This window comes from Borborobacter arsenicus, assembly GCF_003934165.1.
GTDB lineage: Bacteria > Pseudomonadota > Alphaproteobacteria > Rhizobiales > Rhizobiaceae > Pseudaminobacter > Pseudaminobacter arsenicus.
Window position 1 is genome coordinate 17493 of record NZ_RKST01000015.1, and the last position, 26208, is coordinate 43700.

28 protein-coding genes are annotated in these 26208 nt (G+C 61.7%); 8 read left to right on the forward strand and 20 right to left on the reverse strand.

What is annotated here, in order from left to right:
- The first annotated feature begins 12 nt into the window (after positions 1–12).
- On the forward strand, positions 13–393 hold the full coding sequence (locus tag EET67_RS16845; protein WP_128627366.1) for a c-type cytochrome: 381 nt from the start codon (positions 13–15) through the stop codon (positions 391–393).
- Positions 394–442: 49 nt separating this feature from the next.
- Here EET67_RS16845 and gph read toward each other — a convergent pair whose 3' ends face one another.
- The 11 genes from gph to EET67_RS16900 all read right to left on the reverse strand — a co-directional run bounded on the left by gph (position 443) and on the right by EET67_RS16900 (position 11715).
- Positions 443–1144 carry a phosphoglycolate phosphatase gene (gene gph, locus EET67_RS16850; RefSeq protein ID WP_128627367.1) on the reverse strand — a complete coding sequence of 234 codons (702 nt, stop codon included), beginning with the start codon at positions 1142–1144 and terminating at the stop codon, positions 443–445.
- On the reverse strand, positions 1141–1698 hold the full coding sequence (locus EET67_RS16855) for a thioredoxin family protein (RefSeq protein WP_128627368.1): 558 nt from the start codon (positions 1696–1698) through the stop codon (positions 1141–1143). The genes gph and EET67_RS16855 overlap by 4 nt, the downstream gene beginning before the upstream one ends.
- A 29-nt stretch (positions 1699–1727) precedes the next feature.
- Positions 1728–2414, reverse strand: a complete 687-nt coding sequence (gene rpe, locus EET67_RS16860; RefSeq protein WP_128627369.1) for a ribulose-phosphate 3-epimerase — start codon at positions 2412–2414, stop codon at positions 1728–1730.
- A gap of 49 nt (positions 2415–2463) precedes the next feature.
- Positions 2464–3393, reverse strand: a complete 930-nt coding sequence (cbbX, locus tag EET67_RS16865; RefSeq protein ID WP_128627370.1) for a CbbX protein — start codon at positions 3391–3393, stop codon at positions 2464–2466.
- A 129-nt stretch (positions 3394–3522) separates the two neighbouring features.
- A complete protein-coding gene (locus EET67_RS16870; RefSeq protein WP_128627371.1) occupies positions 3523–3942 on the reverse strand; it encodes a ribulose bisphosphate carboxylase small subunit in 420 nt (139 codons plus the stop codon).
- 178 nt (positions 3943–4120) lie between these two features.
- Positions 4121–5581: a form I ribulose bisphosphate carboxylase large subunit gene (locus EET67_RS16875; RefSeq protein ID WP_128627372.1), complete on the reverse strand. Its 1461-nt coding sequence runs from the start codon at positions 5579–5581 to the stop codon at positions 4121–4123.
- Between the two features lie 38 nt (positions 5582–5619).
- Positions 5620–6699: a class II fructose-bisphosphate aldolase gene (gene fba, locus EET67_RS16880; protein ID WP_128627373.1), complete on the reverse strand. Its 1080-nt coding sequence runs from the start codon at positions 6697–6699 to the stop codon at positions 5620–5622.
- Between the two features lie 2 nt (positions 6700–6701).
- Entirely contained in the window at positions 6702–7751 is a 1050-nt protein-coding gene (gene gap, locus EET67_RS16885; RefSeq protein WP_128627374.1) for a type I glyceraldehyde-3-phosphate dehydrogenase, read from the reverse strand.
- A gap of 11 nt (positions 7752–7762) precedes the next feature.
- Positions 7763–9769: a transketolase gene (gene tkt, locus EET67_RS16890; protein ID WP_128627375.1), complete on the reverse strand. Its 2007-nt coding sequence runs from the start codon at positions 9767–9769 to the stop codon at positions 7763–7765.
- A gap of 10 nt (positions 9770–9779) precedes the next feature.
- Positions 9780–10652, reverse strand: a complete 873-nt coding sequence (locus EET67_RS16895) for a phosphoribulokinase (RefSeq protein WP_128627376.1) — start codon at positions 10650–10652, stop codon at positions 9780–9782.
- Positions 10653–10668: 16 nt separating this feature from the next.
- Entirely contained in the window at positions 10669–11715 is a 1047-nt protein-coding gene (locus EET67_RS16900; RefSeq protein ID WP_128627377.1) for a class 1 fructose-bisphosphatase, read from the reverse strand.
- 129 nt (positions 11716–11844) lie between these two features.
- Here EET67_RS16900 and EET67_RS16905 point away from each other — a divergent pair, with 129 nt between their 5' ends.
- Positions 11845–12783, forward strand: a complete 939-nt coding sequence (locus EET67_RS16905) for a LysR family transcriptional regulator (protein WP_128627378.1) — start codon at positions 11845–11847, stop codon at positions 12781–12783.
- A 181-nt stretch (positions 12784–12964) separates the two neighbouring features.
- On the opposite strand, the gene EET67_RS16910 is transcribed toward EET67_RS16905, so the two are convergent.
- Genes EET67_RS16910 through EET67_RS16935 form a run of 6 tightly spaced genes read right to left on the reverse strand, consistent with a single transcriptional unit; the run spans position 12965 to position 18016 of the window.
- Positions 12965–13603, reverse strand: coding sequence for a hypothetical protein (locus EET67_RS16910; RefSeq protein ID WP_245450975.1), 639 nt, complete (start codon positions 13601–13603; stop codon positions 12965–12967).
- Complete coding sequence (locus tag EET67_RS16915; RefSeq protein WP_128627379.1) at positions 13603–14481, reverse strand: ABC transporter permease; 879 nt, start codon at positions 14479–14481, stop codon at positions 13603–13605. Before EET67_RS16915 ends, EET67_RS16910 begins: the two co-directional genes overlap by 1 nt.
- Positions 14478–15263, reverse strand: a complete 786-nt coding sequence (locus EET67_RS16920) for an ABC transporter ATP-binding protein (protein ID WP_128627380.1) — start codon at positions 15261–15263, stop codon at positions 14478–14480. The genes EET67_RS16915 and EET67_RS16920 overlap by 4 nt, the downstream gene beginning before the upstream one ends.
- 43 nt (positions 15264–15306) lie before the next feature.
- Entirely contained in the window at positions 15307–15765 is a 459-nt protein-coding gene (locus tag EET67_RS16925; RefSeq protein ID WP_128627381.1) for a cupredoxin domain-containing protein, read from the reverse strand.
- Between the two features lie 36 nt (positions 15766–15801).
- Positions 15802–16752 (reverse strand): YVTN family beta-propeller repeat protein, encoded by a 951-nt coding sequence (locus EET67_RS16930; protein WP_128627505.1) that lies wholly within the window; start codon positions 16750–16752, stop codon positions 15802–15804.
- A gap of 58 nt (positions 16753–16810) precedes the next feature.
- Complete coding sequence (locus EET67_RS16935) at positions 16811–18016, reverse strand: ABC transporter substrate-binding protein (protein ID WP_425359531.1); 1206 nt, start codon at positions 18014–18016, stop codon at positions 16811–16813.
- 332 nt (positions 18017–18348) lie between these two features.
- Here EET67_RS16935 and EET67_RS16940 point away from each other — a divergent pair, with 332 nt between their 5' ends.
- From EET67_RS16940 to EET67_RS16960, 5 genes are read left to right on the forward strand one after another with little or no spacing between them, the layout of a single operon-like run.
- The gene (locus tag EET67_RS16940; protein WP_128627383.1) at positions 18349–19536 is read left to right on the forward strand and encodes a (5-formylfuran-3-yl)methyl phosphate synthase; all 1188 of its coding nucleotides are present in this window, start codon (positions 18349–18351) and stop codon (positions 19534–19536) included.
- The gene (locus EET67_RS16945; protein ID WP_128627384.1) at positions 19533–20165 is read left to right on the forward strand and encodes an amino acid kinase family protein; all 633 of its coding nucleotides are present in this window, start codon (positions 19533–19535) and stop codon (positions 20163–20165) included. The genes EET67_RS16940 and EET67_RS16945 overlap by 4 nt, the downstream gene beginning before the upstream one ends.
- A 1-nt stretch (position 20166) precedes the next feature.
- Positions 20167–20721, forward strand: a complete 555-nt coding sequence (locus tag EET67_RS16950; protein ID WP_128627385.1) for a flavoprotein — start codon at positions 20167–20169, stop codon at positions 20719–20721.
- Positions 20714–22111: a DUF6513 domain-containing protein gene (locus EET67_RS16955; protein ID WP_128627386.1), complete on the forward strand. Its 1398-nt coding sequence runs from the start codon at positions 20714–20716 to the stop codon at positions 22109–22111. The genes EET67_RS16950 and EET67_RS16955 overlap by 8 nt, the downstream gene beginning before the upstream one ends.
- On the forward strand, positions 22111–22701 hold the full coding sequence (locus tag EET67_RS16960; protein ID WP_128627387.1) for a DUF447 domain-containing protein: 591 nt from the start codon (positions 22111–22113) through the stop codon (positions 22699–22701). The genes EET67_RS16955 and EET67_RS16960 overlap by 1 nt, the downstream gene beginning before the upstream one ends.
- A gap of 22 nt (positions 22702–22723) precedes the next feature.
- Here the strand turns inward: EET67_RS16960 and EET67_RS16965 are convergent, their stop codons facing one another.
- Positions 22724–23782, reverse strand: coding sequence for a hydantoinase/oxoprolinase family protein (locus EET67_RS16965; protein ID WP_245450977.1), 1059 nt, complete (start codon positions 23780–23782; stop codon positions 22724–22726).
- Positions 23783–23855: 73 nt separating this feature from the next.
- Here EET67_RS16965 and EET67_RS16970 point away from each other — a divergent pair, with 73 nt between their 5' ends.
- Positions 23856–24557, forward strand: a complete 702-nt coding sequence (locus tag EET67_RS16970) for a HisA/HisF-related TIM barrel protein (protein WP_128627389.1) — start codon at positions 23856–23858, stop codon at positions 24555–24557.
- Positions 24558–24683: 126 nt separating this feature from the next.
- On the opposite strand, the gene fae is transcribed toward EET67_RS16970, so the two are convergent.
- Both fae and EET67_RS16980 read right to left on the reverse strand, forming a co-directional pair.
- The gene (gene fae / locus EET67_RS16975) at positions 24684–25190 is read right to left on the reverse strand and encodes a formaldehyde-activating enzyme (protein WP_128627390.1); all 507 of its coding nucleotides are present in this window, start codon (positions 25188–25190) and stop codon (positions 24684–24686) included.
- 174 nt (positions 25191–25364) lie between these two features.
- Positions 25365–26207, reverse strand: coding sequence for a triphosphoribosyl-dephospho-CoA synthase (locus EET67_RS16980; RefSeq protein WP_128627391.1), 843 nt, complete (start codon positions 26205–26207; stop codon positions 25365–25367).
- Position 26208 lies beyond the last annotated feature (1 nt).

Below are 26208 nucleotides of genomic sequence, written 5' to 3' on the forward strand. Positions count from 1 at the left end.
AATGAGGAAACCATGCGCTCTACTGTATTTCTAGCTGCCATCTCCGTTGCGTTTCTGGCCACCGGCCAGTCCCAGGCGCAGGATGCCGCCGCCGGCGAAAAGGTCTTTGCCAGGTGCAAGGCCTGCCACACGGCGGAAGACGATACGAACAAGGTGGGTCCGTCGCTCAAGGGCGTCCTCGGCAAGACCGCCGGCACCCATGAAGGGTACAAATATTCCCCCGCGATGGTGAAAGCAGGCGAGGGCGGCCTTGTATGGAACGAGCAAACCCTTACCGAATATCTTCACAGCCCCAAGGCGATGGTGAAGGGCACCAAGATGGCGTTTGCCGGCCTGAAGAAGGACGACGAGATCGCCAATGTCATCGCCTATCTGAAGCAGTTTTCGCAGTAACAATCCGCGACCTATGGGCTGAGCGCCAAGGCGCTCGGCCTGTCCCGTTTCAGGCGGCGTTCTCTCGCTGGCGCAATATTGCGGGCAGATCCAGAAGGCTCTCGCAAACCAGGTCCGCGCCGAGATCGTCGATCGGGACCTTGCTGTAGCCGCCGCGCACCAGCGCAACCGGCACTCCGGCTGCACGGGCAGCCTCGAAGTCGGTTACGCTGTCTCCGACCATCAGCGCCATTGCGGGCTCGACTCCAAGGCGTTCCAAAGCCAGCAGCAGTGAGTCCGGTGCCGGTTTCATGTGGCTTACGGCATCGCCACCGACAATCACGCCAAGCCGGTCGGTCAGGCCGAAATGCAGCAGGATCTGGCGCGTTGCCACCTGCGGCTTGTTGGTGACCACACCGAGCGCGAAGCCTGCGACGTGAAGCTGTGCGATCGTTTCCTGCGCACCCGGCATCAGTTCGGTCAGTTCGGTCAGATGGTTGCGATAGATCGCCGCCATTTCCGCGCTGGCATCTTCCAGTTCGGCTTTGGTGAGCGGTGTTTGCGAAGCTGCGAAAGCCCGCTCGACGAGTTTCTTCAGCCCGTTGCCGATCATCGATTTGACCTGCGCCAAGGAAAGCGGCGGCAGGTCACGCCCGGCAAGAAGCTCGTTGACGGATGCTGCTATATCCGGCGCCGAGTCAACCAAAGTCCCGTCGAGATCGAACAGGATGGCGCGTGGCGCGTCGGGAAGCTTGTTAGTGTCGGCGCTCATGCGCTTTCCTTCCATTTGATGGAACAGCCGATGGAGGCGATCTGGTCGACGGGGCCGTTGCCGGTGCGGGCAACATGCTTCATCGCCTCGTAGAGATCGCGGCGCAGGCCGGGCATGTCGGCTTCCTTGCGCGAGGCATCGAGCCTGCCGCGATATTGCAGTGTGAGTTCACCGTTGAAGCCGAAGAAATCCGGCGTGCAGGCGGCGCCATAGGCACGTGCGACTGACTGGTCCTCATCCTGAAGATAGGGGAAGGGAAACTGATGCGTGGTGGCAAACAGCTTCATCTTGTCGAAGGAATCTTCCGGATAGGCGTCGGCGTCGTTGGAATTGATTGCCACAAAGCCGATCCCTTCCGTCTTCAGGTCGTTTGCGTCGCGCACGATGCGGCCGATGACCGATTTCACATAGGGGCAATGGTTGCAGATGAAGGCGACGACCAGGCCGTTGGGCCCGGCCATATCGAACAGCGCATGGCTTTTGCCATCCACGCCGGGCAGGGTGGCGTCGACCGCAGGCCATCCGAAATCGCAGACAGGGGGAATTGCGGCCATGGTACGATTTCCGGGTTGAAACGTGCCGGTCAGGCGGCTTTGGAGACCGCTCCGTCAGCAGCCTGGCGAATGGCGGTGATATTGGCGCGATAGGCCGCCTCGGCGCCGCCCTTGAACACGGCAGAACCCGCAACCAGGACATTCGCGCCGGCAGCGGTGACCAGCGGGGCCGTCTCAGGCGTCACGCCGCCATCGATCTCGATGTCGATCGGCCGGTTGCCAATCAGCGCCTTCACGCGCTTTACCTTTTCCACGACCGCCGGAATGAAGGCCTGGCCGCCGAAGCCCGGATTGACAGTCATCAAAAGCACCAGGTCGAGCCGGTCGAGCACATATTCGATTACGCTTTCAGGCGTCGAGGGATTGAGCGAGACGCCGGCCTTCTTGCCGAGGTTCCGGATCGCCTGCAGCGACCGGTCGAGATGCGGGCCGGCCTCGGCATGAACGGTGATGATGTCGCACCCGGCATCGGCAAAGGCTGCCAGATAAGGATCGGCGGGCGCGATCATCAGATGGCAGTCGAAGATCTTGTCGGTGCGGTCGCGGATCGCCTTGATGACCGGGGGGCCGAAGGTGATATTGGGCACGAAATGGCCGTCCATGACGTCGAGATGGATCCAGTCGGCGCCGGCGCGCACCACGGATTCGACTTCGTCGCCCAGCCGCGAGAAATCGGCGGAAAGCACCGATGGGGCAATGATGGTCTTGTTCGTCATCGTGACGGCTCCTTGGATCGCAACCGCTGCGCAGTTTTGCCGAATTGTTTTAGCCCGCCCTGGAGGGCATCGAAAATACCCGGCTTGCCGTAATGTCCGCAGCCGAGATTGTCGATAGGGCATCGGCGTTCAAAGGCCCTTTTGAGGTCTCGAACAGCCGATTGGCCTGACGCAGCCTGGCGCGGTCAAGCGCATTGCGGATCGAGCGCGCATTGGCGAAATGCGGCTGGGCGCGCCGCTTGGCGATGTAATCGGTAAGGGCAGCCACCGCCTTCGCATCGAGCTTGTAGTTCTGGTGCTCGAGCATCTTGGTCGCGATCTGCAGCAATTCGTCGTCCGCATAATCGGGGAAGTCGATATGATGGGCGATGCGTGAGCGGAAGCCCGGATTGCTTTCGAAGAAGCGGTCCATGCGCTGCGTATAGCCGGCGAGGATGACGACGAGGTCGTCGCGCTGGTTCTCCATGACCTGAAGCAGGATCTCGATCGCCTCCTGGCCGTAGTCGCGTTCATTTTCCGGCCGGTAGAGGTAGTAGGCTTCGTCGATGAACAGGACGCCGCCCATGGCGCGCTTCAGGATCTCCTTGGTCTTCGGTGCGGTATGGCCGATATATTGGCCGACGAGATCGTCGCGTGTAACCGATACGAGATGGCCCTTGCGGATATAGCCAAGCCGGTGCAGCAGGTCGGCCATGCGCATGGCAACCGTGGTCTTGCCGGTACCTGGATTGCCGGTGAAGCTCATATGCAAAGTCGGCGTTTCGTGGGCGAGGCCCATGCGCTTGCGGGCACGCTCGACCAACAGCAGGGCGGCCGTCTCGCGAATGCGCTTCTTGACCGGCGCCAGCCCGACCAGATCACGATCGAGTTCCGCCAGGACGTCTTTTACGCCCGAGCTTTCGAATTCCTCGCGCAGATCGATCGCCGTGGGGATTTCGGCAATAGGAGTATCGGATTCGGCTGTTGCGGTTGCGGACATGGGAATTCTCGATCTGTTGGTTCAGTTCAATTTCTATCCCCCTCTCCGTCTCGGCCTTGCCTCGACACCTCTCCCCTCACGAAGTGGGGGAGAGGTGCCGAGCGAAGCGAGGCGGAGAGGGGGGTTACCTCATCCGTATCGGTTACCTGCCGGGCGGTCGGCGGCATAGGGCTTGGTCGTATAACGGATATTGCGCCCGGTGGTTTCCTGCCGCTCCAGCCTGTAGCCCGGCTCGTCGGCCGGCCGGTTGACGATGAAGGTCAGCTTGACCGATTCCCAGCCATGGCTGGCATCGAAGGCGACGACGCGGATGTAGCGGTCGCCATAGGCTTTCCGGCATTCCTTGAGTTCCAGCATCAGCGCGGCCGCGTCCGGATTGTCGAACATCGGGTGGCCCCACATGTCCCAATAGGTGTTGCGCGGATGCGGGTCGTCGGTGAATTCCAGGCTGACGGCCCAGTCATTGTCGATGCAGTACTGGACCTGCTTGCGGATCTGGTCGTCGGTCAGGTCCGGCAGGAAGGAAAAGGCTCCTTGGGTGATGCGCATTGGAATTGGCTCCTATCGGTGGCGCCGATTTACCCTCCCCCTTGTGGGGAGGGTCGGCGAATGAATTGAGCGCAGCGAAATTCAGGAGACGGGGTGGGGGTAATTCGACTCACATGGTGACCCCCACCCCGACCGCTGCGCGGTCGACCCTCCCCACAAGGGGGAGGGTAAGGTGGTCTTACTCCGCCGCCGTCGCCACCGGCACGAAGTCCGGCGAGTCGGTGGAGGCGTAGTTGAAGGTGACGTCCTTCCAGACTTCGAGCGCCTGCTTCAGCGGCAGGCAGGACCTGGCAGCCTGTTCGAGGATTTCCGGCCCCTCATGCAGGTAGTCGCGGCCTTCATTGCGGGCCAGAACCATTGCTTCGAGCGCAACGCGGTTGGCCGTGGCGCCGGCGGCGATCCCCATCGGGTGGCCGATCGTGCCGCCGCCGAATTGCAACACGGTGTCTTCGCCGAGCAGGTGGAGAAGCTGGTGCATCTGGCCGGCGTGAATGCCGCCCGAGGCAACGGGCATCATCTTGTTGAGCGAAGCCCAATTCTGGTCGAAGAAGATGCCGTTCTCCAGCTGCATCGGATTATAGTCTTCGCGGCAGATGTCGTAATAGCCCTTGGTCGTGGCCGGATCGCCTTCCAGCTTGCCCACCACCGTGCCGGCATGGATGTGGTCGACACCGGCAAGCCGCATCCACTTGGCGATGACGCGGAAGGAGACGCCGTGGCTCTTCTGGCGCGTATAGGTCGAGTGGCCGGCGCGATGCAGATGCAGGATCATGTCGTTCTTGCGCGCCCATTTGGCCATGGACTGGATCGCCGTATAGCCGATGACCAGGTCGATCATGACGATGTTGGAGCCGAGGTCCCTGGCGAACTCGGCGCGCTCATACATGTCTTCCATGGTGGCGGCGGTAACGTTGAGATAGGTGCCCTTGATCTCGCCGGTTTCTGCCTGCGCCTTGTTGACCGCCTCCATGCAGTAGAGGAAGCGTTCGCGCCAATGCATGAAGGGCTGCGAGTTGATGTTCTCGTCGTCCTTGGTGAAGTCGAGACCACCCTTCAGTGCTTCATAGACGACGCGGCCGTAATTGCGCCCGGAAAGGCCGAGCTTGGGCTTGACGGTGGCGCCGAGCAGCGGACGGCCGAACTTGTCAAGGCGCTCGCGCTCGACCACGATGCCGGTAGCGGGGCCCTGGAAGGTCTTCACATAGGCGACGGGCAGCCGCATGTCCTCAAGGCGAAGCGCCTTCAGCGGCTTGAAGCCGAACACGTTGCCGATGATCGAGGCCGTCAGGTTGGCGATCGAACCGGGCTCGAACAGGTCGAGGTCGTAGGCGATATAAGCGAAGAACTGGCCCGGCCCATTGGGCACCGGATCGACGCGATAGGCCTTGGCCCGATACTTTTCCTTCGCCGTCAGCCGATCGGTCCAGACCACGGTCCAGGTTGCTGTCGAGGATTCGCCTGCGACAGCGGCTGCCGCCTCGATCGGATCGACGCCATCCTGCGGGGTGATGCGGAACACCGCGATGACGTCGGTATCCTTCGGTTCGTAGTCGGGCTCCCAATAGCCCATCTTCTTGTATTCCATGACGCCTGACTTGTAGCGATCGGCGCCGGTCACGGTCTGAGACTTGTTAGCCATGGCAGTTTTTCCTTTCGGTTTTCGGGGTCGTCCGTTCGTCAGGCGGCCCTGGCGGTTGCGATCTGGGGAGCGAGCTTGCCAGCGGCATAGCGCTTGGCCATGTCGTCCATCGAGATCACCCTGATTTTCGAAGCATTGCCGGCCGTGCCGAAGCGCTCGAAGCGGTCGCGGCACAGCACGCGCATTGCGTCCATTGATGGTTTCAGGAATTTGCGCGGGTCAAATTCGGTCGGGTTCTCGGCCGCGATCTTGCGGAACTGGCCGGTGATCGCCATGCGGCAATCGGTATCGATATTGACCTTGCGCACGCCGTGGCGGATGCCGCGCTCGATCTCTTCTACCGGCACGCCATAGGTCTGGGGCATCTGGCCGCCATATTTGTTGATCACGTCCTGCAGTTCCTGCGGCACCGATGAGGAGCCATGCATGACCAGATGCGTGCCCGGCAGCTTGGCGTGGATCGCTTCGATCACATGCATGGCCAGGATGTCGCCGTCCGGCTTGCGCGTGAATTTGTAGGCGCCATGCGAGGTGCCGCAGGCGATCGCCAGTGCATCGACCTGGGTTGCGGCCACGAAATCGACAGCCTGGTCGGGATCGGTCAGCAACTGGTCGTGACTGAGCGTGCCTTCCGCGCCATGACCGTCCTCGGCCTCGCCCTGGCCCGTCTCCAGAGAGCCGAGCACGCCGAGTTCGCCTTCGACCGAAGCGCCGACGGCATGGGCCATCTTGGCCACCCGCGCCGTGATGGCGACATTGTAGTCATAGTCGGCGGGTGTCTTGGCGTCAGCCTCCAGCGAACCGTCCATCATCACCGACGTAAAGCCGTGGCGGATCGCGGACAGGCAGGTGGCCTCGTCATTGCCGTGGTCCTGATGCACGCAAAGCGGGATTTGCGGATACATCTCGGCAAGCGCGTCCATCATCTTCGACAGCATGATGTCGCCGGCATAGGAGCGCGCGCCGCGTGAAGCCTGGAGGATGACCGGCGCGTCGCAGGCGGCGGCCGCCTCCATGATCGCCAGGCCCTGTTCCATATTGTTGATGTTGAAGGCCGGCACGCCGTAGCTGTTCTCGGCGGCATGGTCGAGCAATTGGCGAAGGGTGATGCGAGCCATGGTCAGACCTCCTCTTTGATCTTGGCGGACGCGGCATTGCCGGTGAGCGTGCGGCCGATCGCGGCAGCCGTGTCGGCCATGCGGTTGGAAAAGCCCCATTCATTGTCGTACCAGGACATCACCCGCACGAGGCTTCCCTCGATGACCTTGGTCTGGTCGAGCGCAAAGGAGGACGACGCCGGATTGTGGTTGAAGTCCGTGGAAACCAGCGGCTCGTCGACGATGGAAAGGATGTTCTTCAAGCGCCCCTTGGCGGCGGCTTTCATCGCCTCGTTGACCTCTTCGACGGTGGTCGGGCGCGAAGGCACGAATTTGAAATCCACCACCGAGACATTGGGCGTCGGCACGCGGATCGCCACACCGTCGAGCTTGCCCTTCAGTTCGGGCAGCACCAGGCCGACGGCCTTGGCAGCACCCGTCGAGGTAGGAATCTGCGAAAGGGCTGCGGCACGGGCGCGGTAGTGATCCTTGTGCATCGTATCCAGCGTTGGCTGGTCGCCGGTGTAGGAATGGATCGTCGTCATGAAACCGCGCTCGATGCCGATGGCGTCGTTCAGCACCTTGGCGACGGGGCCGAGACAGTTGGTGGTGCAGGAGGCGTTGGAAACGACGATGTGGTCCTTGCTGATCTTGTCTTCATTGACGCCGTAGACGACTGTCAGATCCGCGCCATCGGCCGGAGCCGACACCAGAACCCGCTTGGCGCCGGCCGCCACATGCGCCAGGGCCTTTTCCTTCGAGGTAAAGATGCCGGTGCATTCGAGCGCGATATCGACATTGAGTTCGGCATGCGGCAGTTCGGTCGGGTTGCGCAGCGCGGTCACGCGGATCGGCGGCAGATCGTCGATTTCGAGCGTATTGCCCTTTACCGTCACTTTTCCGGGGAAGCGGCCATGCACGCTGTCATAGCGTAAGAGATGCGCATTGGTCTCGATCGGACCGAGGTCGTTCACCGCCACGACGACGATGTCGGTACGGCCCGATTCCAGAATGGCGCGCAGGATGTTGCGGCCAATGCGGCCGAACCCGTTGATTGCAACTCGGACTGCCATGGTTCCTCCCTTCAGATGAGCTTGCGTGCGGCTTCGACAACCGCTTCGGGCGTGATGTTGAAATGCCGGTAAAGGTCCGGGGCAGGGGCGCTCGCGCCAAAGCCGGTCATGCCGATGAACGTGCCATTGTCGCCGATCCAGCGATCCCAGCCGTGGCGTGCAGCGGCTTCGACGGCGATGCGTGGGGCGGTGCCCAGCACTTCCTTGCGATAGGCCGGGCTCTGCTCCTCGAACAATTCCCAGCACGGCATCGAAACGACTGCGGCGGCAATGCCATGCTCGGCGTGCAGCCGCTCGGCCGCGGCGACCGCGATCTCGACCTCGGAGCCGGTGGCGATCAGCGTCACCTGCCTTGGGCCTTCCGGCTCGCGCAGCACATAGGCGCCGCAGCCCGAAGGCAGCGCGTCTTCATGGGCTTGGCTCAGCATCGGCAGGTTTTGGCGCGACAGCACCAGTACGCTTGGGCGGTCGGCGCTCTTCAGCGCCAGTTCCCAGCATTCGGCCGTTTCGACGATATCGGCGGGGCGGAACACATTGAGATTTGGCGTCGCCCTCAGCATCGCCAGATGTTCGATCGGCTGATGGGTCGGGCCATCCTCGCCGAGTCCGATCGAGTCATGCGTCATGACATAGATGACGCGCTGACCCATCAGCGCTGACAGCCGCATGGCGCCCCGCGCATAATCGGCAAAACACAGGAACGTGCCGCCATAGGGAATGAAACCGCCATGGAGCGCAATGCCGTTCATGGCAGCCGCCATGCCGTGCTCGCGAATGCCGTAGTGGATGTAGCGGCCGGCATAGTCGCCGGGCGCCACCGTTCCCATTCCCTTGGTGATGGTCAGGTTCGAACCGGTCAGGTCGGCCGAACCGCCAACGGTGAGGTCGGTCGCATCATTGATGACGCCGAGCGCCATTTCCGAGGCTTTGCGGGTCGCCACCTTGGTTGCCTGCTCGACATGGGTCTTGCGAAAGGCCGCCAGCGCGTCGAATACGGTGCCGGGAAGCTCTGCGCCGATCGCCTGTTCGAACGCGAGGCGTTGCGGCGAACTCGCCAGCCGCCGTTCCCAGGCCTGGCGTGCTGCCTGCCCACGAACGGCCACCTCGCGCCATGCCGAAAGCACGGCATCCGGAATTTCGAAGGATGCATGCGGCCAGCCGATATTGTCACGGGTCGCCGCGATTTCGGCGTCCCCCAGCGGTGCGCCATGCGTCTTTTCGGATCCCTGGAGATTGGGTGCGCCCTTGCCGATCAGCGTGCGGCAGGCGATCAGCGACGGACGGTCGGACTGGCGCGCCGTCTCGATTGCGGCTGCGACGGCTTCCATGTCGTGGCCATCGACTTTTTGCACGTTCCATCCGGCTGCCTTGAACCGGGCGAGCTGGTCCATCGAGGTCGACAGCGAGGTTGGGCCGTCGATCGAGATCGAATTGTCGTCCCAGAAAACGATGAGTCTGTTCAGCTTCAAGTGGCCGGCAAGGTCGATCGCCTCGTGGCTGATGCCTTCCTGCAGGCAGCCGTCGCCGGCAATCACGTAAGTGTAGTGATCGACGATGTCGGCGCCGTGGCGGGCGGCCAGCATCCGCTCGGCCAGCGCCATGCCGACGGCGGTGGAAATGCCCTGGCCCAGCGGCCCGGTCGTGGTTTCGATGCCAAGTGCATGGCCATGTTCGGGGTGGCCTGCCGTGCGGCTGCCCAATTGCCGGAAGGCCTTGAGCTGATCTATCGGCATGTCGGCATAGCCGAGCAGATAGTGCAGCGCATATTGCAGCATGGAGCCGTGGCCCGCCGACAGCACGAAGCGGTCGCGGTCGGGCCAGTCGGATTTGCCCGGATCGATATTGATGAAGCGGCTGAACAGCACGGTTGCGACATCGGCCATGCCCATCGGCATGCCGGGATGGCCGGAATTGGCCTTCTGCACCGCATCCATTGCCAAAGCGCGGATGGCATTGGCCATGTCCTTTTCGGACGCGGCTACTTCGGGCACGGCCCTGATGGCAGTCTGGCTGTTCATGATGATCTCCTCACGATGCGCGGTTCTGGCGCTCGATCAATTGCAGGATCAGCGGGGTCAGGATCAGTTGCATCGCAAGGTCGAGCTTGTTGCCCGGCACCACGATCGAGTTCGCGCGCGACATGAAGCTGTCGTGGATCATCGACAGCAGATAGGGGAAGTCGATGCCGCGCGGCCTGGCGAAACGAATGACCAGCATCGATTCGTCCGGTGTCGGTATCCAGCGGGCGATGAAGGGATTGGACGTATCGACGATCGGCACGCGCTGGAAGTTGATGTCGGTCAGCGCAAATTGTGGCGTGATATAGCGGACATAATCCGGCATACGCCGCAGGATCGCGTCCATCACCGCTTCGGTGGAATAGCCGCGCGTTGCCCGGTCGCGATGGATCTTCTGAATCCATTCCAGATTGATGACCGGCACCACGCCGATCTTGAGGTCGCCGAAGCGGGCGAGGTCGACCGTGTCGGTCCTGGCGCAGCCATGCAGGCCTTCGTAGAAAAGCAGCTTGCTCGGCTCGAACTCACGCCATTCGGTGAAAGTGCCCGGCTGCTGGCCGTAGAGTTTTGCTTCTTCCTCGTCATGAACATAGGTGCGGGTTCTGCCCGAGCCCCGGCGGCTATATTCCTCGAATACCGATTGCAGGATTTCCAACTCATTGGCTTCGGCATTGAAATGCGTGAAGTTCGGATTGCCCTTCCTTTCCTCCTCGGCGACCTTCTCCTTCATCGCGGTGCGGTCATAGCGATGGAATGCATCGCCCTCGATGAAGGCGGCGTCGATGTTCTCACGCCGGAATATCTGTTCGAAGATACGCTTGACGGATGTGGTGCCTGCTCCCGAGGAGCCGGTGATCGATATGATCGGATGCTTGGCGGACATGGATGCTGGTTCCCGATCAGGCGCGGAAAAGGCCGCGATTGCCAAAGAGCGGCGAGCGTTCGCCGATGCCGCTCGGTTCGGTGTGATAGCGCGCGATGCGGGCGACCTCCCGCGATGAGCCGAAGACGAGCGGCGTGCGCTGGTGCAGGCTTTGCGGCTCGATTTCGAGGATGCGGCCGATCGTGTCGGTAGCCGAACCGCCGGCCTGCTCGATCAGATAGGCGATCGGGTTGGCCTCATAGACGAGGCGAAGGCGGCCTTGCGCATAGCCGCGCCGCTTGTCGCCGGGATAGAGGAAGACGCCGCCGCGCACCAGGATGCGGTAGCAATCGGCGACCAGCGAGGCGATCCAGCGCATGTTGAAGTCGCGTTCGCGTGGGCCCTCGCTGCCCTTCATGCAGTCATCCACATAAAGCCGGACGGCTTCGTCCCAGTGGCGATAATTGGCGGCGTTGATGGCGAATTCATGCGCGCGGTCGGGGATGATCCGGCTCTCATAGGCCTGGATGAAGGTGCCGAGCCGTGCGGACTGGACAAAGACATGCGTGCCGCTGCCAAGCGACAGGACCAGGGCCAGTTGCGGTCCGTAGATGAAGAAGCCGGCCGCCAATTGGTTCACTCCCGGCTGAAAAAAAGCGGCGGCCGGGTTTTTGTCCGGCGCGCCAGTTGCAGGGAGGAGGGAGAAAATCGTTCCGATCGACACGTTGGTGTCGATGTTGGAGGAGCCATCCAGCGGGTCGATCGCGATGGCGATGGGGGCGTCCGCGTTCAGAAGAACCGGCTGTTCCAATTCCTCGGACGCATAGAGCGCAACCGGCGCCTGGCGCACGGCGTCGAGAAAAATGTCGTCGGCATAGACATCGAGATCCTTCTGGATGTCGCCGTCGGTGTTCGCGCCCCGCGTTCCGGCAAATGCCTTGCCGAGAGCGCCCTGGTTGATGACGTTGCGGACCTTCACGGCAGCCAAAGCGAGTTGATGGACCGTCGCGGCCACGGCTTCGCGGACCGGATCGCCTGTTCGGGCGTAGGAATTCAGCAAAGCGTCAAGCGTAGCAGTGCTCATTGTCGTCTCCCAAGCCCATCTCCACCTCCTCATGGGTCGACTGGGCCTGGAACGGATGAAACCAAAGCCTCCAGGATAAGTAAATTTTAATAACTTTACTTTCGTGCTAAAAAATATTTACTGTCTTGTATGCGCAATCTTACCCTACGGCAGCTTCGTGCCATCCAAGCGATCGCGACGAACGGAAAAATAGTCAACGCCGCCAGAATGTTGGGCCTTTCGCCTCCAGCGGTCACGATCCAGTTGCGGCAGGTCGAGGAAGAGGCCGGCATCGAGCTTTTCGACCGCACTGCGGAGGGTATGCGTCCGACTGCCGCAGGGTTGGTGTTTGTCGATGCCGCGCAGATGATCGAGGAGCGCTTGCGCCTGCTTGAAGACCAGATCGACGCGATCAAAGGGGTGCGCACCGGCACGCTCAAGCTCGGCGTGGTTTCCACCGCCAAATATTTCGCGCCGCGCCTGATGGCGGCGTTCATGAAAGAGCATCCCGATATCGAGATGCGGCTGTCGATCGGCAATCGCGCCGAGACCATTGCCAGCCTGAAGAATCACGATGTCGACATTGCGCTGATGGGAAGGCCGGCCAAGGATATTCCGGTTCGTGCGTCGGCTTTCGGTGACCATCCCCTGGTGATCATTGCACCGCCCGAGCATCCGCTGGCGCATATGCGCGATATCTCGAAGGAGCGGATCGCACAGGAGAACTTCCTGATCCGCGAGCCGGGATCGGGTACGCGAATCTCGCTTGAGATATTTCTCGGCGAAGTGCCGGGCCGCCTCGACGATCTGGGGGTGGAGATGGGTTCGAACGAGACGATCAAGCAGGCGGTCATGGCCGGGCTCGGCATAGCCTTCATATCGGCGCATACGATCGCCTCGGAGGTGGAGGCGGGCCGGCTGGTCATTCTCGATGTGACCGGCATGCCGATCCGGCGACAGTGGTTTGCGGTTACGCGCAGCGACCACGCCCTTTCGCCGGCCATGGCGACGTTCCACAATTTCCTCATGCGCAAGGGAGCAATGTACCTGCCGCTGTTCGGCAAACTCTATCCCGACAGCGGATCATGAATGCCCTGACCCTAGTGGAATGAATTTGACATTCGATACCCGATCGATGTCGGCTGCGAGATCGAATGGCAAATTCGAAAATTCCACTAGAATCATAAGCTTGCTAGTGGTTCTTTTGTTTCCAACATTTGCCCTCGCGCCTGATACAAATGGGATGCAAATGTTGGAAACGAACCACTAGCTATTTTTGCTCGGGAAACAGGCCTGCCACGGTCTTGGTCAGTTGATAAAGCCTTTGCTCGATCAGTGTCGGCACCTCGCAGACGAAACTCAGCGACTGCGCGCGCTCTTCGAAAAGGCGGGTGCTGAAGGTCAGCCGGTCGGCGCGCTGCGCGAGTGCGCTCTGATCGGCGTCCGCCTTGGCCCGCAGCGCATCCACGGCTGATGCTTCCTTGCGCAGTTCCGCCGCGAACTGGATCTGCTTGTGGGCATAACGCGCAATGCCCGACATTACATGCGAGCGCTCGGCGTCCATGTGGTCGAACAGGCCCTGAACCAGCATGGCCAGGCGAGGGCTGGCCTGCTCCGGCGGCAAGGTGGCTGCGAAATCCTTGATCTCTTGCTGTGCCTCTGCAAGCGGCATGCGCCGTGCAGCGACTTCCTCGACCAGTGCGGCAATGTCGGCATCCTTTGACCAGTCCTTTGCGGACCCGGGCAACTCAGGGCCGGTCCACACCTGACCGAGCGACAGTTGCGGCACCTTGCGCTGGATGCACGGCCAATCTGGGTCCTTGCCGGAGGCCGCGCTTACCGGTGAAGCGATGCCGGCAAGCAGCAGGATGGCGCCCAATCCGGCGATCATGCGGTATTGCTGCCTCATCAGGCATTTCCTCCTGTGTCCTGTTTGCGGTTCATCAGACCGCGTGAAGGGTCGTAGGCAATGATGGCGCCGGCCAGAAACACCGCCGTGCAAGCCGCAACCACGACCAGGGAAATCCAGTCCACCTGGCCGTAAAAGGCAAAGCGGATGAGTTCGACGGCATAGGTGAACGGGTTGGCAAGGCAGATCTGGTAGAGAAGCGGGCTCGATTCCTGGATGCGCCAGAGCGGGTAGAGCGCCGGCGAGGCGAAATACATCGGGAAGATCACGAAATTCATCACGCCGGAGAAATTCTCGAGTTGCTTGATCATAGAGGACAGGAACATGCCGAGCCCGCACAGCATCAGGCCTGAAAGGAACAGGGCCGGCAGCACGAATACATAGCCGATCGGCGGCGCCTTCACGCCCCAGAACCAGGCGACCGCGAGGAAGACGTAGACCTGCGCGATGGAAACGGTGACGCCCGCGAGCAGCTTCGACACCAGCAGATACCAGCGCGGAAATGGGCTGACGAGTAGGGTTCGCATATTGCCCATTTCGCGGTCGTAGACCATCGACAGCGACGACTGCATGCCGCTGAACAAGAGGATCATGCCGCACAGGCCGGGCGAGATATAGACCTCGTAGAGAACGTAGGTTTTGTATGGCGGGATGATGGAAACGCCGAGCACCTGGCGAAAGCCGGCGGCAAAAATGAACAGCCATAGCAGTGGCCGCACCAGCGAGGAGATGAAGCGTTCGCGCTGGTTGAGGAAGCGCAAGCCTTCGCGCACCAGAATGCCCTTCAGGCAGACCAGATAGCTGCGCAGACCGAAGGGTTTCGACGCCGCATTCACGGGACGTGTGGTTGTCGCCCCTGTCGCCGGCTGCGTATTCATGATGCCGCTCCTGCGGCAGTTGCCGCGTCGAGGCCGGCCAGCCTGGTGAAGGCCTCGCGGATCGAGCTGCTGCCGGTTGCGCTGACGATCTCGGTCACTCCGCCATTGGCAAGCAGGCTGCCCTTGTGCAGCACCACCACATGATCGCCGTCATCGACTTCATCGATCAGATGGGTTGCCCAGAAAACGCCGATCCCGTCAGTTTCGACAAGCTTGCGGATCATGGCGAGGATGTCGGCTCGCGACTGGATGTCGAGCCCGACGGTCGCCTCATCAAGCAAAAGCAGGGTCGGGCGATGGAGCAATGCACGGGCAATCTCGATGCGCCGCATCTGGCCGCCCGACAGGCTGCGCGCCTTGTCGTTGATCCGGTCGCTCATGTCTACCGACTGGAGCAGCGCCTCGATTCGCTGCCTTGCCTCCCGGCCGCCAATGCCGTGCAGGGAGGCGTGGTAGGAAAGGTTCTGGTAGACGCTGAGATCGAGATCGAGCGTGCGTGCCTGGAAGACGATGCCGACGCGCCGCAGTGCCTCGCCGGAAGCGCGGCCGATGTCGTGCCCGAAGATGCTGATCGAGCCGTGGCGGGTGTTGTAGAGATGGCTGATCAGCGAAAACAGCGTGGTCTTGCCCGCGCCATTGAGGCCAAGCAAGACGGTGAAGGTTCCCGGCGCAATTGCGAAGGAGACGTCGGAAAGAGCGCGCTTCGTGCCATAGGAATAGCTGACGGCGGCGACTTCAAGCGCCGCCGGCCCATTCATTTCGCCCGTCTTCACGTGCTGCACGTCCAGCCTTTCTCTGCACGCCGTTGCGGCGGCAACAACCCTTCTACTTGATCGTGATCGTTCCTTTCATGCCCTTTTCGGCAAGGTCAGGAACCGACCAGGTGTAGATGCCTGGGCGCACCGTGGTGAATTGCACTTGCATGGTGCCTTCCGAATCGAATTCGAGCCATGCCGGCGCGCCGTTCATATGAACCTCGAGATCGTTGATGACGATCTGGTTCATCCAGACATTGCGGAACAGGTCCGTCTGGAACTTATACTCCAATCCCGCCGCCGAGGTGATCTTCCAGCGATAGCCCTGGCCTGCGATCAGCTCGAAATCCTTCTGGTTGACGGTGAAGCTGTCTTCGGCCGAGCCGAGGATCAGTTCGGGCACGTCCTGGCTGGCGCGGGTGACCTTGGGGCCGTCATCGTCATCATCTGTATCCTGGGCCCAGCCATGCGAGGCCGCAAGTGCCGCACCGATCAATGTGGCAAAGGCGATAACCCGATAGTTTCTCATGCTCTCTCTCCCTTTGATTGCCTGAGTTCTCGACGGTCAATTCGGCGAGACGACCACCCCCCAGGGCAGGGCGCCGACCGTGACCGACTGGACCGGCTCGTCGGTTGCGACATCGATGAAGGTGATGTCGTTGGACACTCCATTGGTGCTGATGACGGTCTTCTGGTCAGGCGTGAAGGCAAGCTGCCACACGCGCTGCCCGACCAGGATATATTTCAGCACCTCGTAGGTCTTGGTGTCGACGACGGCCACGCGGTTGGCCGGCCCGAGTGCGACATAGGCCTTCGTGCCATCCGCGGTGATGCGCACGCCCACCGGCTGGATAGATTCCGAGCGCAGCCCGGGAATCTCGAAGGTGATCTTGTGGATGACCTCGCGGCTGGCATTGTCGATGACCGAGACGGTGCCGCCGATTTCGGCACTGACCCACACCTGGCTGCCGTCGGGCGTGAACTCGGCAAAGCGCGGCCGGGAATCGACCAGCACATTGTCGGAGATCTCATGCGTCTCGGTGTCGATGAAATGCGCCATGTTGGTGGTTTCGGACGTGTTCACCATGACCGAACCATCTGGACTGACGCCCATGCCTTCCGGCTCGACGCCGACGGGCACTTCGGCGATCACCTTTTTCGTCTCCAGGTCGATCACGGTGACAAGATTGTCGTCCTCATTGGCGACATAGAGACGCTTGCCGTCAGGCGACAGCACGAACAGTTCCGGATCGGGGCCCGAAGGCAGCGAGCCGACGATCTGGTCGGTGGCGGTGTCGATGATCTCGATGGTGTCGTCGTCGCTGGCGCACAGATAGATGAACTTGCCGTCATGCGAGATGGTGATGCCGCGCGGACGCTGGCCGACCTGGATCGTATTGACCACTTCCATGGTGGTCGAATCCACAACGCTGACGGTGTTGTCCTTTTCATTGGAGACATAGACCTTGTAGGCGAAGGCCGGCATCGGCAGGAGGCCTGCCATCGAGGCCGCCATCACGCCTGCGGCCAGAAATCTGCCTTTTCCTGTCATGGTTCCTCCCGCTGCTGTTTGCTTATCGGAAAACGCACTTTGTCTCCGGCTGGTCGATGCCGAGTGTGTCAAGTTCGGAAACCTGGTGCAGGAAACCCTCCTGCGGCGAGGTCGTCACCACCGATTTGGCATCGCCCAGGAAGATCGGCTGGCGCAACTGCCAGTTCCATTTGCGGAATGTCAGCTTCTGTCCCTTGAAGGCGGCAATCGAAAAATCGTCGGCTTTGATGAAGGCGGCAATCTTTTCCGGCTCCGCACTTTGGGTGCGGGTGGCGGCATCGCCGATGATGCGCACCGCCGTCCAGGCCGCCATGTCCTTTGACAGCATGCGCCGTCCATTCGCCTTGGCGAAGCGGTTCTGTATTTGCGAGCCGCCCCATTGCTCGCTCGCCGGATGCCAGGCGGACGGAATCAGCCCCGCACTGCCGGCCACCGGTCGTGGTGTCCAGGTGCGGAACGGGACGTAAGTGCCGAAGACCTCGCTTTCGTCGGCGACCAGCACGACGTCATGTTCGGGCAGGCCTTGAGTGAACACCGGCATCTGCTTCTGGATCTGGACGACGCCTGAATCGGTGCGCCGCGCCGTGCCGGTGTCCTTGAATTCCTTCTCGGTCAGAATCTCGCCGCCGAAGCGGGTGGCGGCACGCCGCAGCGCATCGGCAAACAGGTGGTCCCCTTCATGCGAGCCGTAGAGCAGCACCCATTTGCGCCATTGTTTCCAGACCAGATATTGCGCCAGCCCATCGGCCAGCATGCTGCGCGTGGGCGCGATGTGGAAGACGTTGGCGCGGCATTCTTCCTCGCGCAGACTGTCGTCGGTGGCGCCGACATTGAACAGAAATATGCCCTTGTCGCGGGCGATGTCGGCGATCGACAAAAGTTGCCGGGCGGAGATGTCGGTCAGCACATAGCGCTCGCCCTTTGCCGCCATCGCCTCGAAGGCGGCGACGACATCCGCGTCCGGCTTGACCTCGGTTATGTCCAGGCTGAACTTCTGGCCCAGAAAGGTGCCGGTGGTGTTGTTGTCGCCGATTGCCACCTCGGCCCCTGCCACGCCCTCGTCGCGCGGGGCAATGTCAAGCACCGACAGCGCCAGTTGCGGCGCATAGGCCCGCAGATAGCCGACGCTGATTTCGGTAACCGGCTTGGTTGCATTCGCATTTGCCGCGGGGGCGGCCTCTTGCGCAAGGGCGCCGATGGCATTGACGCTTGCGAGAAAAAGAACGATGAAAAGCTTGAGAGTGTTTGGCACCTTGCTCTCGATCTTTGTTGTCTAACGAAATCCCCCCGCCCGAGACTGGTCGGGAGGATGGGAGTTTCCGGTGCCTTCATGACCTTAACCAACGGAACATTTTTATCAACCCCCTCGGGGTTGACTGCAGCCGCGGGCTGCTTTGACGTTGTTATTGCTATGGTTGCGAGATTTCCGAATTGATCCCGCGTATAAATCGTCTATCTGCGTAAGGCTCCGTAACCAATCTTGCCGATGAGGCGCGATCGGCTTTCGTGCGGAGCCTCACTCCCTATATATCTGGCGGCGTGCCGGAGGATAACGAGTAAATGACCAAGATGCTGGCCAGTGTGACGGGCACCGAGGAAGCGGAAATCGCGATCGCGTGCAATGTCGATATCATCGATCTGAAGGACCCTAAGAGCGGGGCGTTGGGAGCGCTTCCCACCGCTGACGTCCGCGCATTGGTGGCGGCTGTCGCCGGCCGCTTGCCGATAAGCGCCGTATGTGGCGACCTGCCGATGGAACCCGACCTCATTCGAGCGAAGGTCGAGGAGGTCGCTGCCGCGGGCGTCGACTATGTAAAGGTCGGCTTCTTTCCGTCCGGGAAGGCGGCGGACTGCGCCAGGGCGCTTTCGCCGCTTGCGCGGCAGGTAAAGCTTGTCGGTGTTCTGTTTGCCGACAAGGAGCCGGATTTCGGACTGCTCCCGGTTTTCGCCGAATGTGGTTTCCACGGTGCGATGCTCGACACTGCGGTAAAGAACGGCAGCCGCCTGCTCGACCATATGCCGCCGGCCGGCATTCCGGACTTCACCAAAATCTGCCGGGAACTGGGGCTGATGTCGGGCCTGAGCGGGTCGTTGGAAGCCCCCGACGTTCCGCGGCTGTTGCCGTTGAAACCCGATTTTCTCGGGTTTCGCGGTGCGCTCTGCGGGGAGACGGGCCGCACGGACGGCATCGATGCCGAGGCGGTGCGGCAGATACGTGCCCTCATTCCGGAAGAGCGACAGGCCGAGGGCCGGTCCAGCGTGGACTATCGGCTCCTGGCGGCGCGCGGCTACTCGCCCGGTGCGGCCGATGCCACCCATGGCACCGACAAGATTTTCGTGCGCGATTTCGTGCTGCCGGTCGAGATCGGTGCCTATAGTTTCGAACATGGCCACACTCAGAAGGTCCGCTTCGACGTTACCGCGGACGTGTTGCGGGTGACGAATACGCCCGAAGACATGCGCCATGTGTTTTCCTACGACGTGATCATGGACGGGATCCGCACAATCGTCGCGCATGGACATGTGCAGTTGAGCGAAGCACTGGCCGAGCATGTGGCGGCGCATGTGCTGGAGGACCCGCGCGTGATGCGTGTCACCGTGCGGGTGGAAAAGCTCGAGCTTGGCCCCGGCGGCGTCGGTGTCGAGATCGAGCGCCGGCGGGCGAAGGAGCAGTCGCGAGCCTTACCGGCCAAGGCGGCGGGCGACGCTGCAATCCCGGTGCGCGTCCAGAAAGGGCAGGCTTCATGAAGCCTCTTGTCGTCAAGCTTGGCGGCAGCACGGCCTATCATGTCGAAATGAAGAGCTGGATAGGGGCCATCGCACAAGCGGCGATGCCGCTGGTGGTGGTGCCGGGCGGCGGTCCCTTTGCCGATCAGGTCCGCAATGCGCAGGCAAGGATGCGGTTTTCGGATCGGGCAGCCCATTTCATGGCCATATTGGCGATGGAACAGATGGGGTTTGCGTTGGCCGAGATGCATCCGCGCCTTGTGCCGGCGCGCAGTCTTGCAGATATGGGGTCGGCCCTGTCGGCCGGGAAAATTCCCGTCTGGCTGCCATATGAATTGTGCCGTGGGGCCGGCGACATTCCTGAAAGCTGGGATATGACGTCGGATTCGCTCGGCGCGTGGCTTGCGGGCCGGATCGGTGCCCGGTCCCTGCTTCTGATCAAGCAGACCGATGCCTGTGCCGATAGCGTCGAGCATCTGGCCGAACGGGGCATCGTCGATGCTCTGCTGCCTGATATGCTTGGCGGTGGGACAGACCTTTATATCGCCGGGCCGCGTTCCTTGCAGGACGCCGCGCCGACCCTTGCTGCCGGCCGGATACCGGGAACCAGGATTCCGCAGTCCCGAAATCTGACCAAGGGAGCCGCCTGACATGGCGGCCAAGTTGCAGACGCCGCGCTGGGCCTGGGTTCTGACCGGTTCCGGGCATTTTTTCACCGAAAGCTTCGGCCTGATCCATGAGTTGGAGCATTGCGATATATTCGTTACGCGCGCGGCCAATGAGGTGTTGCGCATGTACAAGCTGAAGCTGGATTTCCCCGACACGATGCGGGTCCTGCAAGACAAGACGGCAAGTTCCGTTCCGGTCGGCGGTTTTTATCACAGTGTCTATCACACGGTGGTCATCGCGCCCGCCACATCGAACACGGTCGCCAAATGCGTGCTCGGCATTTCCGACACGATCGCGACGAACGTCTATGCACAAGCCGGCAAATGCCGCGTGCCCTCCATCGTCTTTGCCTGCGATACCGCGCCGGAACTGGAGACGATGGCACCGGACGGCATGGTCAAGGTCTATCCGCGCAAGATCGACCTGCAACATACCGAAACGCTGAAGAGTTTCGAGCACACGACTGTTGTGGAATCGCTGGCCGATCTCACCGCCGCCGTCAAGGCGCGCCGCGCCGAGCTGGCATGCCATGGCTGAGCATCTCGTATTCCTGACCGGCCATCTGGCCAAGGCGCGGCTGGAAAAGCAGCTGGCCAGCCTCGGCCAGACGGACTTCGAGTGGTCGATCGTCAATGTCGGCGTCAAGGTCGCCGCGCTGATGACGGAAGAAATTGTCAAGCGCCGCGTGACGCTGCCGGATGGGGCAAGCCGCGTCATTCTTCCGGGGCGCTATCGGGGCGATCTGGAGCGGCTGGCTGCGCATTTCGATGTTCGCTTCGTGCGCGGGCCTGACGAGGTGGCCGACTTGCCGGCCTTTCTTGGCAGGGCAGGGGAGCCGCCCGACCTTTCCCGGCACGATATGTGCATATTCTCCGAGATCGTCGATGCGCCGATGCTGTCGGTGGCGGGCGTGGTCGATCGGGCACGGAAGCTGATGGCGGCCGGCGCCGATGTCATCGACATTGGCTGCCTGCCCGAAACGCCGTTTCCGCATCTGGAAGATACCGTCCGGACGCTGAAGGGCGAAGGCTATGCTGTCAGCGTCGATTCGGCCAATATCGATGAGTTGCGTATCGGCGCGCGCGCCGGTGCCGACTATCTGCTGAGCCTGAACGAGGAAACGCTGCCGCTGGCTTTTGACTGCGGAGCTGTTCCGATCCTCATCCCGTCCATTCCCGGCGATCTCGATTCACTGGGACGTGCCATCGAGGCCGCACGGAAGGCCGGAATTACCTTCATCGCCGATGCGGTGCTCGATCCGATCCATTTCGGCTTTGCGGAATCGATCAGCCGGTTCATCGAGACTCGCCGCCGCTGGCCCGACATCGAGCTTCTGATGGGCACCGGGAACCTCACCGAACTGACCGATGCCGATTCATCCGGCGTGACTGCCCTGCTTGCGGGACTGTGCTCGGAGCTTGCAATCCGTAACGTGCTGACGGTGCATGTCAGTCCGCACACCGTGCGCACCGTCGAAGAGCACGACATCGCAAGGCGCATCCTCTTTGCCGCCCGTGAGGACGGCTCACTGCCGCGCGACTATCATGCCGGCCTCCTGCAAATTCACGATCGCAAGCCCTATGCCGCCACGGCCGACGATATCGACGCGCTGGCAGGTGCGGTGCGCGATGCCAATTTCCGCATCATGACCTCAACGGACGGCATTCATATCTTCAACGCCAAGGGACATGCGGTGGCGACCGATGCGTTTGAATTGTTCCCCGGCCTTGGCGTGGAGCAGGATGGCGCTCACGCCTTCTATCTCGGAGCTGAATTGATGAAGGCGGAGATCGCCTGGCGGTTGGGCAAGCGCTACGTGCAGGATGAACCACTTGCCTGGGGTGTCGCGGCACCGGCACCGGAGGCCGATCGCACCCGTCTGGCGGAAGCAGGGCATACCCTTCGGGCAAAGAAGGAAGGTAAGTGATGCCTTACATTCGTGAATCCATCATCACCACGATCAATGCCGAGGGGCAGGTGCATATCGCACCGATCGGGATCATTCAGGAGCGTGACGGCTGGGTGATCGCCCCCTTCCGGCCCTCGGCCACGCTCGACAATCTCTCGCAGGTGCCGTTTGCGGTCGCGAACTACACTGACGATGCGCGCATATTCGCCGGCTGCCTGACCGGTCGCAAGGATTGGCCGACGGTGCCGGTTGCGGGGTCCAAGGTTCCCCGGTTGGAAGCCGCATTGGCGCATTCCGTGCTGGAAGTCGTCAGTGTCGACGATGACAGCACCCGCCCGCGTCATTTCTGCCGCGTAGTCGCGGAAGAGATGCATGCGCCTTTCACCGGGCTCAACCGCGCCAAATCCGCGGTGCTGGAGCTTGCCATCCTCGTCAGCCGCCTCGGTATGCTGCCGCGCGAGAAGATCGAGGCCGAACTGGCCTATCTGGAGATCGCAATCGACAAGACCGCCGGGCCGGATGAACGGGAGGCGTGGGGCTGGCTCATGGAGCGCGTGGCCACCCACTTTACCAATACCGATCTCAAAGGGAGCGAGATACTCCCCTGAGGGGACGCGGACTCCCTTGCTGTTATCTTTCCCCCGGAGGGCGGTGATCCGCCGCCCCGGCAAGCAAGGCAAGGGCTGCGGCGGGCGCCGCACCGCTTGCCTCCGCGCGAACGGCATCGTCGGCTGGGATGATGTCGGCGAAATCCAGGAACGGACGCCGCATGCGCTCGGCCAGGCATTTTAACTGGGCCCGTCCTATTCCTGCGCCCACCATGGGTGCCCTGCTGCCCGGCTGGTGTTTGCCTGCGACCAGCAGCGCGGCATCATGAATGGTACGAAGCTGCCTTTCACTGAACCAGTTGGCCAGGTCCCGCCACTCGGCTGCGGTGAGATTGGCACTGTCACGCCCAACCATACGGGCAAGCCGGGTAATCGAGGCATCGACGGTCTTTGCCTGGCCGTCCGCTGTCGATTGTTTGTCATCGCTTTCGTCAAGCGCGCCAAGGATGCGCTGCACATCGGCCATGGAGGCAAAATATTCGTTCATCAGCGGCGTCAGCCGGCCCCGGATCGGGGCATTCGAGGCGACGCCCATCAGCGGGGTGCGGGTGAAGCCGGTATAGACGAGTTCGCCCGTCGCAAGGCGTTCGGCATCGGTATAGCCGTGATGCTCGACCGCGCCTTTGCGGGTCGCCAGAATGTCGGTGGTGGTCGAGCCCATGTCGATGAACAAGGCCTCGCCTACCAATTCGGCGACCAGCGCGGCGGTTGCATGCCAGTTGGCGGAAGCGACATCGGCCGCATGCTGGATCGCCTGATCCGCGGTTACGAAGCCCGACCTTCCGGCGTAGATCATGGAGCGTCCGGGAAAATGCGTCCCGATCACCTTCAGCAACTCCGCAATGCCGGCCTCGCGCGAGGGGAAGATATCGGAAAGCTCGCCGGTCATGGTGAAGGCGTTGAGACCGCTGCCGGCAAATAGCGGCATCACCTCGGGAATGACTGCGGTCAGCCGGTCGAGCCCGAGCCAGATTGGCGTCGCCACGGTCATCGCCTTGACGATCCGCCCGTTTTCGGCGCGCGCGACCTTGAGATGGGCGCCGCCTATGTCGCAGCCGACGATGATGTTTTCTTGTGTCACCAATCAGTCTCTATCATTTTGTTTTTGCATGGGATTCGTTTGAAGTGGTCATGAAGAGCTCTAAAGGTAGGATATGAGGATCATCCCGGTTCTGGACTTGAAGGCTGGACAGGTCGTGCGTGCGCAACAGGGCAGGCGCGACAGCTACAGGCCGATCGAAACACCGCTCAGCGGCAGCGCCGATCCTGTTGCCGTCGCCCGAGGCTTGCGCGTCCTTCATCCGTTCTCCACCTTCTATATCGCCGATATCGATGCCATCGAAGGGCGTTCGCCGAATGACGAGGCTGTCGCCTTGCTTGCGGCAATGCCCGAGGCGCCCGAGTTGTGGCTTGACGCCGGTTTCTCCGATGAGAGCCAATTGGCCGCAATGCTTGCCAGGCCGTCCTTCCATGCGGTGCTCGGCTCCGAATCGCAGCGTGATACTGCCATTCTTTGTCGCTTCAAGGGGCATCCCCGCCTCATCCTATCCCTCGACTTTTTCCAGGACGGCTTTCGTGGGGCACGCTCACTGCTCGAAGAGCCGGATTTGTGGCCCGAAACGGTGATCGTCATGACTCTCGCCAGGGTGGGGGCGGCCTCCGGGCCTGACTTCTCGACGCTTGCCGAGATCAAGGCAAAAGCGGGGGGCCGCATGTTGGTTGCCGCTGGCGGAATACGCGATGAAGCCGATATACGGGAATTGGCGGCACTTGGCATTGCCGCCGCGCTCGTCTCGACGTCGCTGCACAATGGCTCGCTGACAGCCGAGACGATTGCCGCGCTCGCACGAGCGTGACTGTTGTCCGAAGGACGGTTTGAATCCTTCGGACAACGAGGGTTAGAAGCCCAGGAAATGTTTCAGCCGGCGCAACAGACCATCCGGCTCGGCAGAGGGTTTTCCCTGTGCGGGGCTGTCTCTTGTCTAGGCTCCGAACGGATGCTTTACCGAATCCCGCTGTGCGGTTGCTTCGGCGGCAGTCGGCTTGCCGTCCACCGCGCGCTGGATGGCTTCCTTGGTGGCCTTGTAGTTGTATTCCTGGATCTTGGCGTCGTCGTCCGCCTCCCAGTGGATGAACACGCCAACGCAGATGAAGACGTCGTCGGCTTCATTGGCGGGAATGACGCCTTCGGCGACGCTGTCCTGAACTGCCTTTGCCACGGCAAACTGTGCCGGGCCGAACATCTGCACCGCCTGCTTGGCACCCTTGATCGTCACCTTGTTGAACAGGATGGTGTTGGGCTTGCAGGGAAGGTTAGGAGAAATCACCGCCAGCAGCGAGGTGAAGCCGTCCTTTTGGTTGGTGAGCGCGTTGCAGAAAGCCGTTTCGACCGGGCTTCCGCGTGGGCCGATCAGGAGATCGATATGGGCGACTTCGTTGCCTTCGCCAACAAGCGATTCGCCGACCATTACTTTATTGATTTTAGCCATGCCAAATATCCTCCAAGACACAATTATGGTGTCCAAAGATGCCGCCGCTACCGAGCGGGCGCTCGATGGACAGCTATCCTTGTTGGCAGCGCCCGAAAAGATCGGGCCGGTTGGCTGGATAGCCAGCGGAAGCCGTAGCCCCCGCCGCTCGGGACTCAACCATTATCCGGTGCGTTATGCAAGGTCGCGCCCGAGGGTGTGGACTAAAAGACAAGCCACCGTCAGGTCGGCCGAAGTGCCGGGATTGATCCCGCGCGCTTTCAGGTTGCGATCGAAATCCAGCAGCTTATCGATGCGCGCGGTTTCGGCAGGGATTTTGTCGAGTTGCGTTTCGACGGCGATCGCCTCCTCGCGCAATCTGGCGGCGGTGTCTGCGCCATGCTTGCGCAGCACATGGCTGTCGGGAAAGGCTGTCAGGAACTTCAGATAGACGCGAATGGCCGGCCACATGCCGCTTTCCCCGCGCGCCAATGAGGTCTCTATCGTCGGCAGGCCGACATCGAAAATATCAGCGAAGTCAATAATATATTGTTTCGCGATCATGTCCCGGTCTGCCGCCGTGCGCATTGCTTCGAGCAGGGTCACCTTCGGCTTTTCGCGCACGTCATGAGCAGGTGCCTCGCCGAGCCCTCCGGGTGACGCGAGCGTGATCGCTTCGAAGACCGCCTCGGTATCCTGCAGCGTGATTGCCTGCAGAACCATCCGTATATTCGCCCTGAAATCTTTGCCCGGCATGCCGGCTGCATAGGCCAGCGGTCCGCACAGGAGAAGGATGCCGAGATTGGTGTTGGTGGCCACGGCATCGCGTGTCGCGCGCACAGCCTCATGGATCCGCTTGCCGAGCGGCAGCGACGGATCGGTGAGCGGGCCGGAGGAAACCCTGGCGCTGGTCAGGAACTGTTCGGCCGACATGCAATGGCCATCGGCGAACAGATGGACATTGCCGGGCTTCAGCGCCTCGATCTCCTGCCGGCAGGCTGCCTCGAATGCCGCGCGAATCATGTCTCGTGTAAGCATG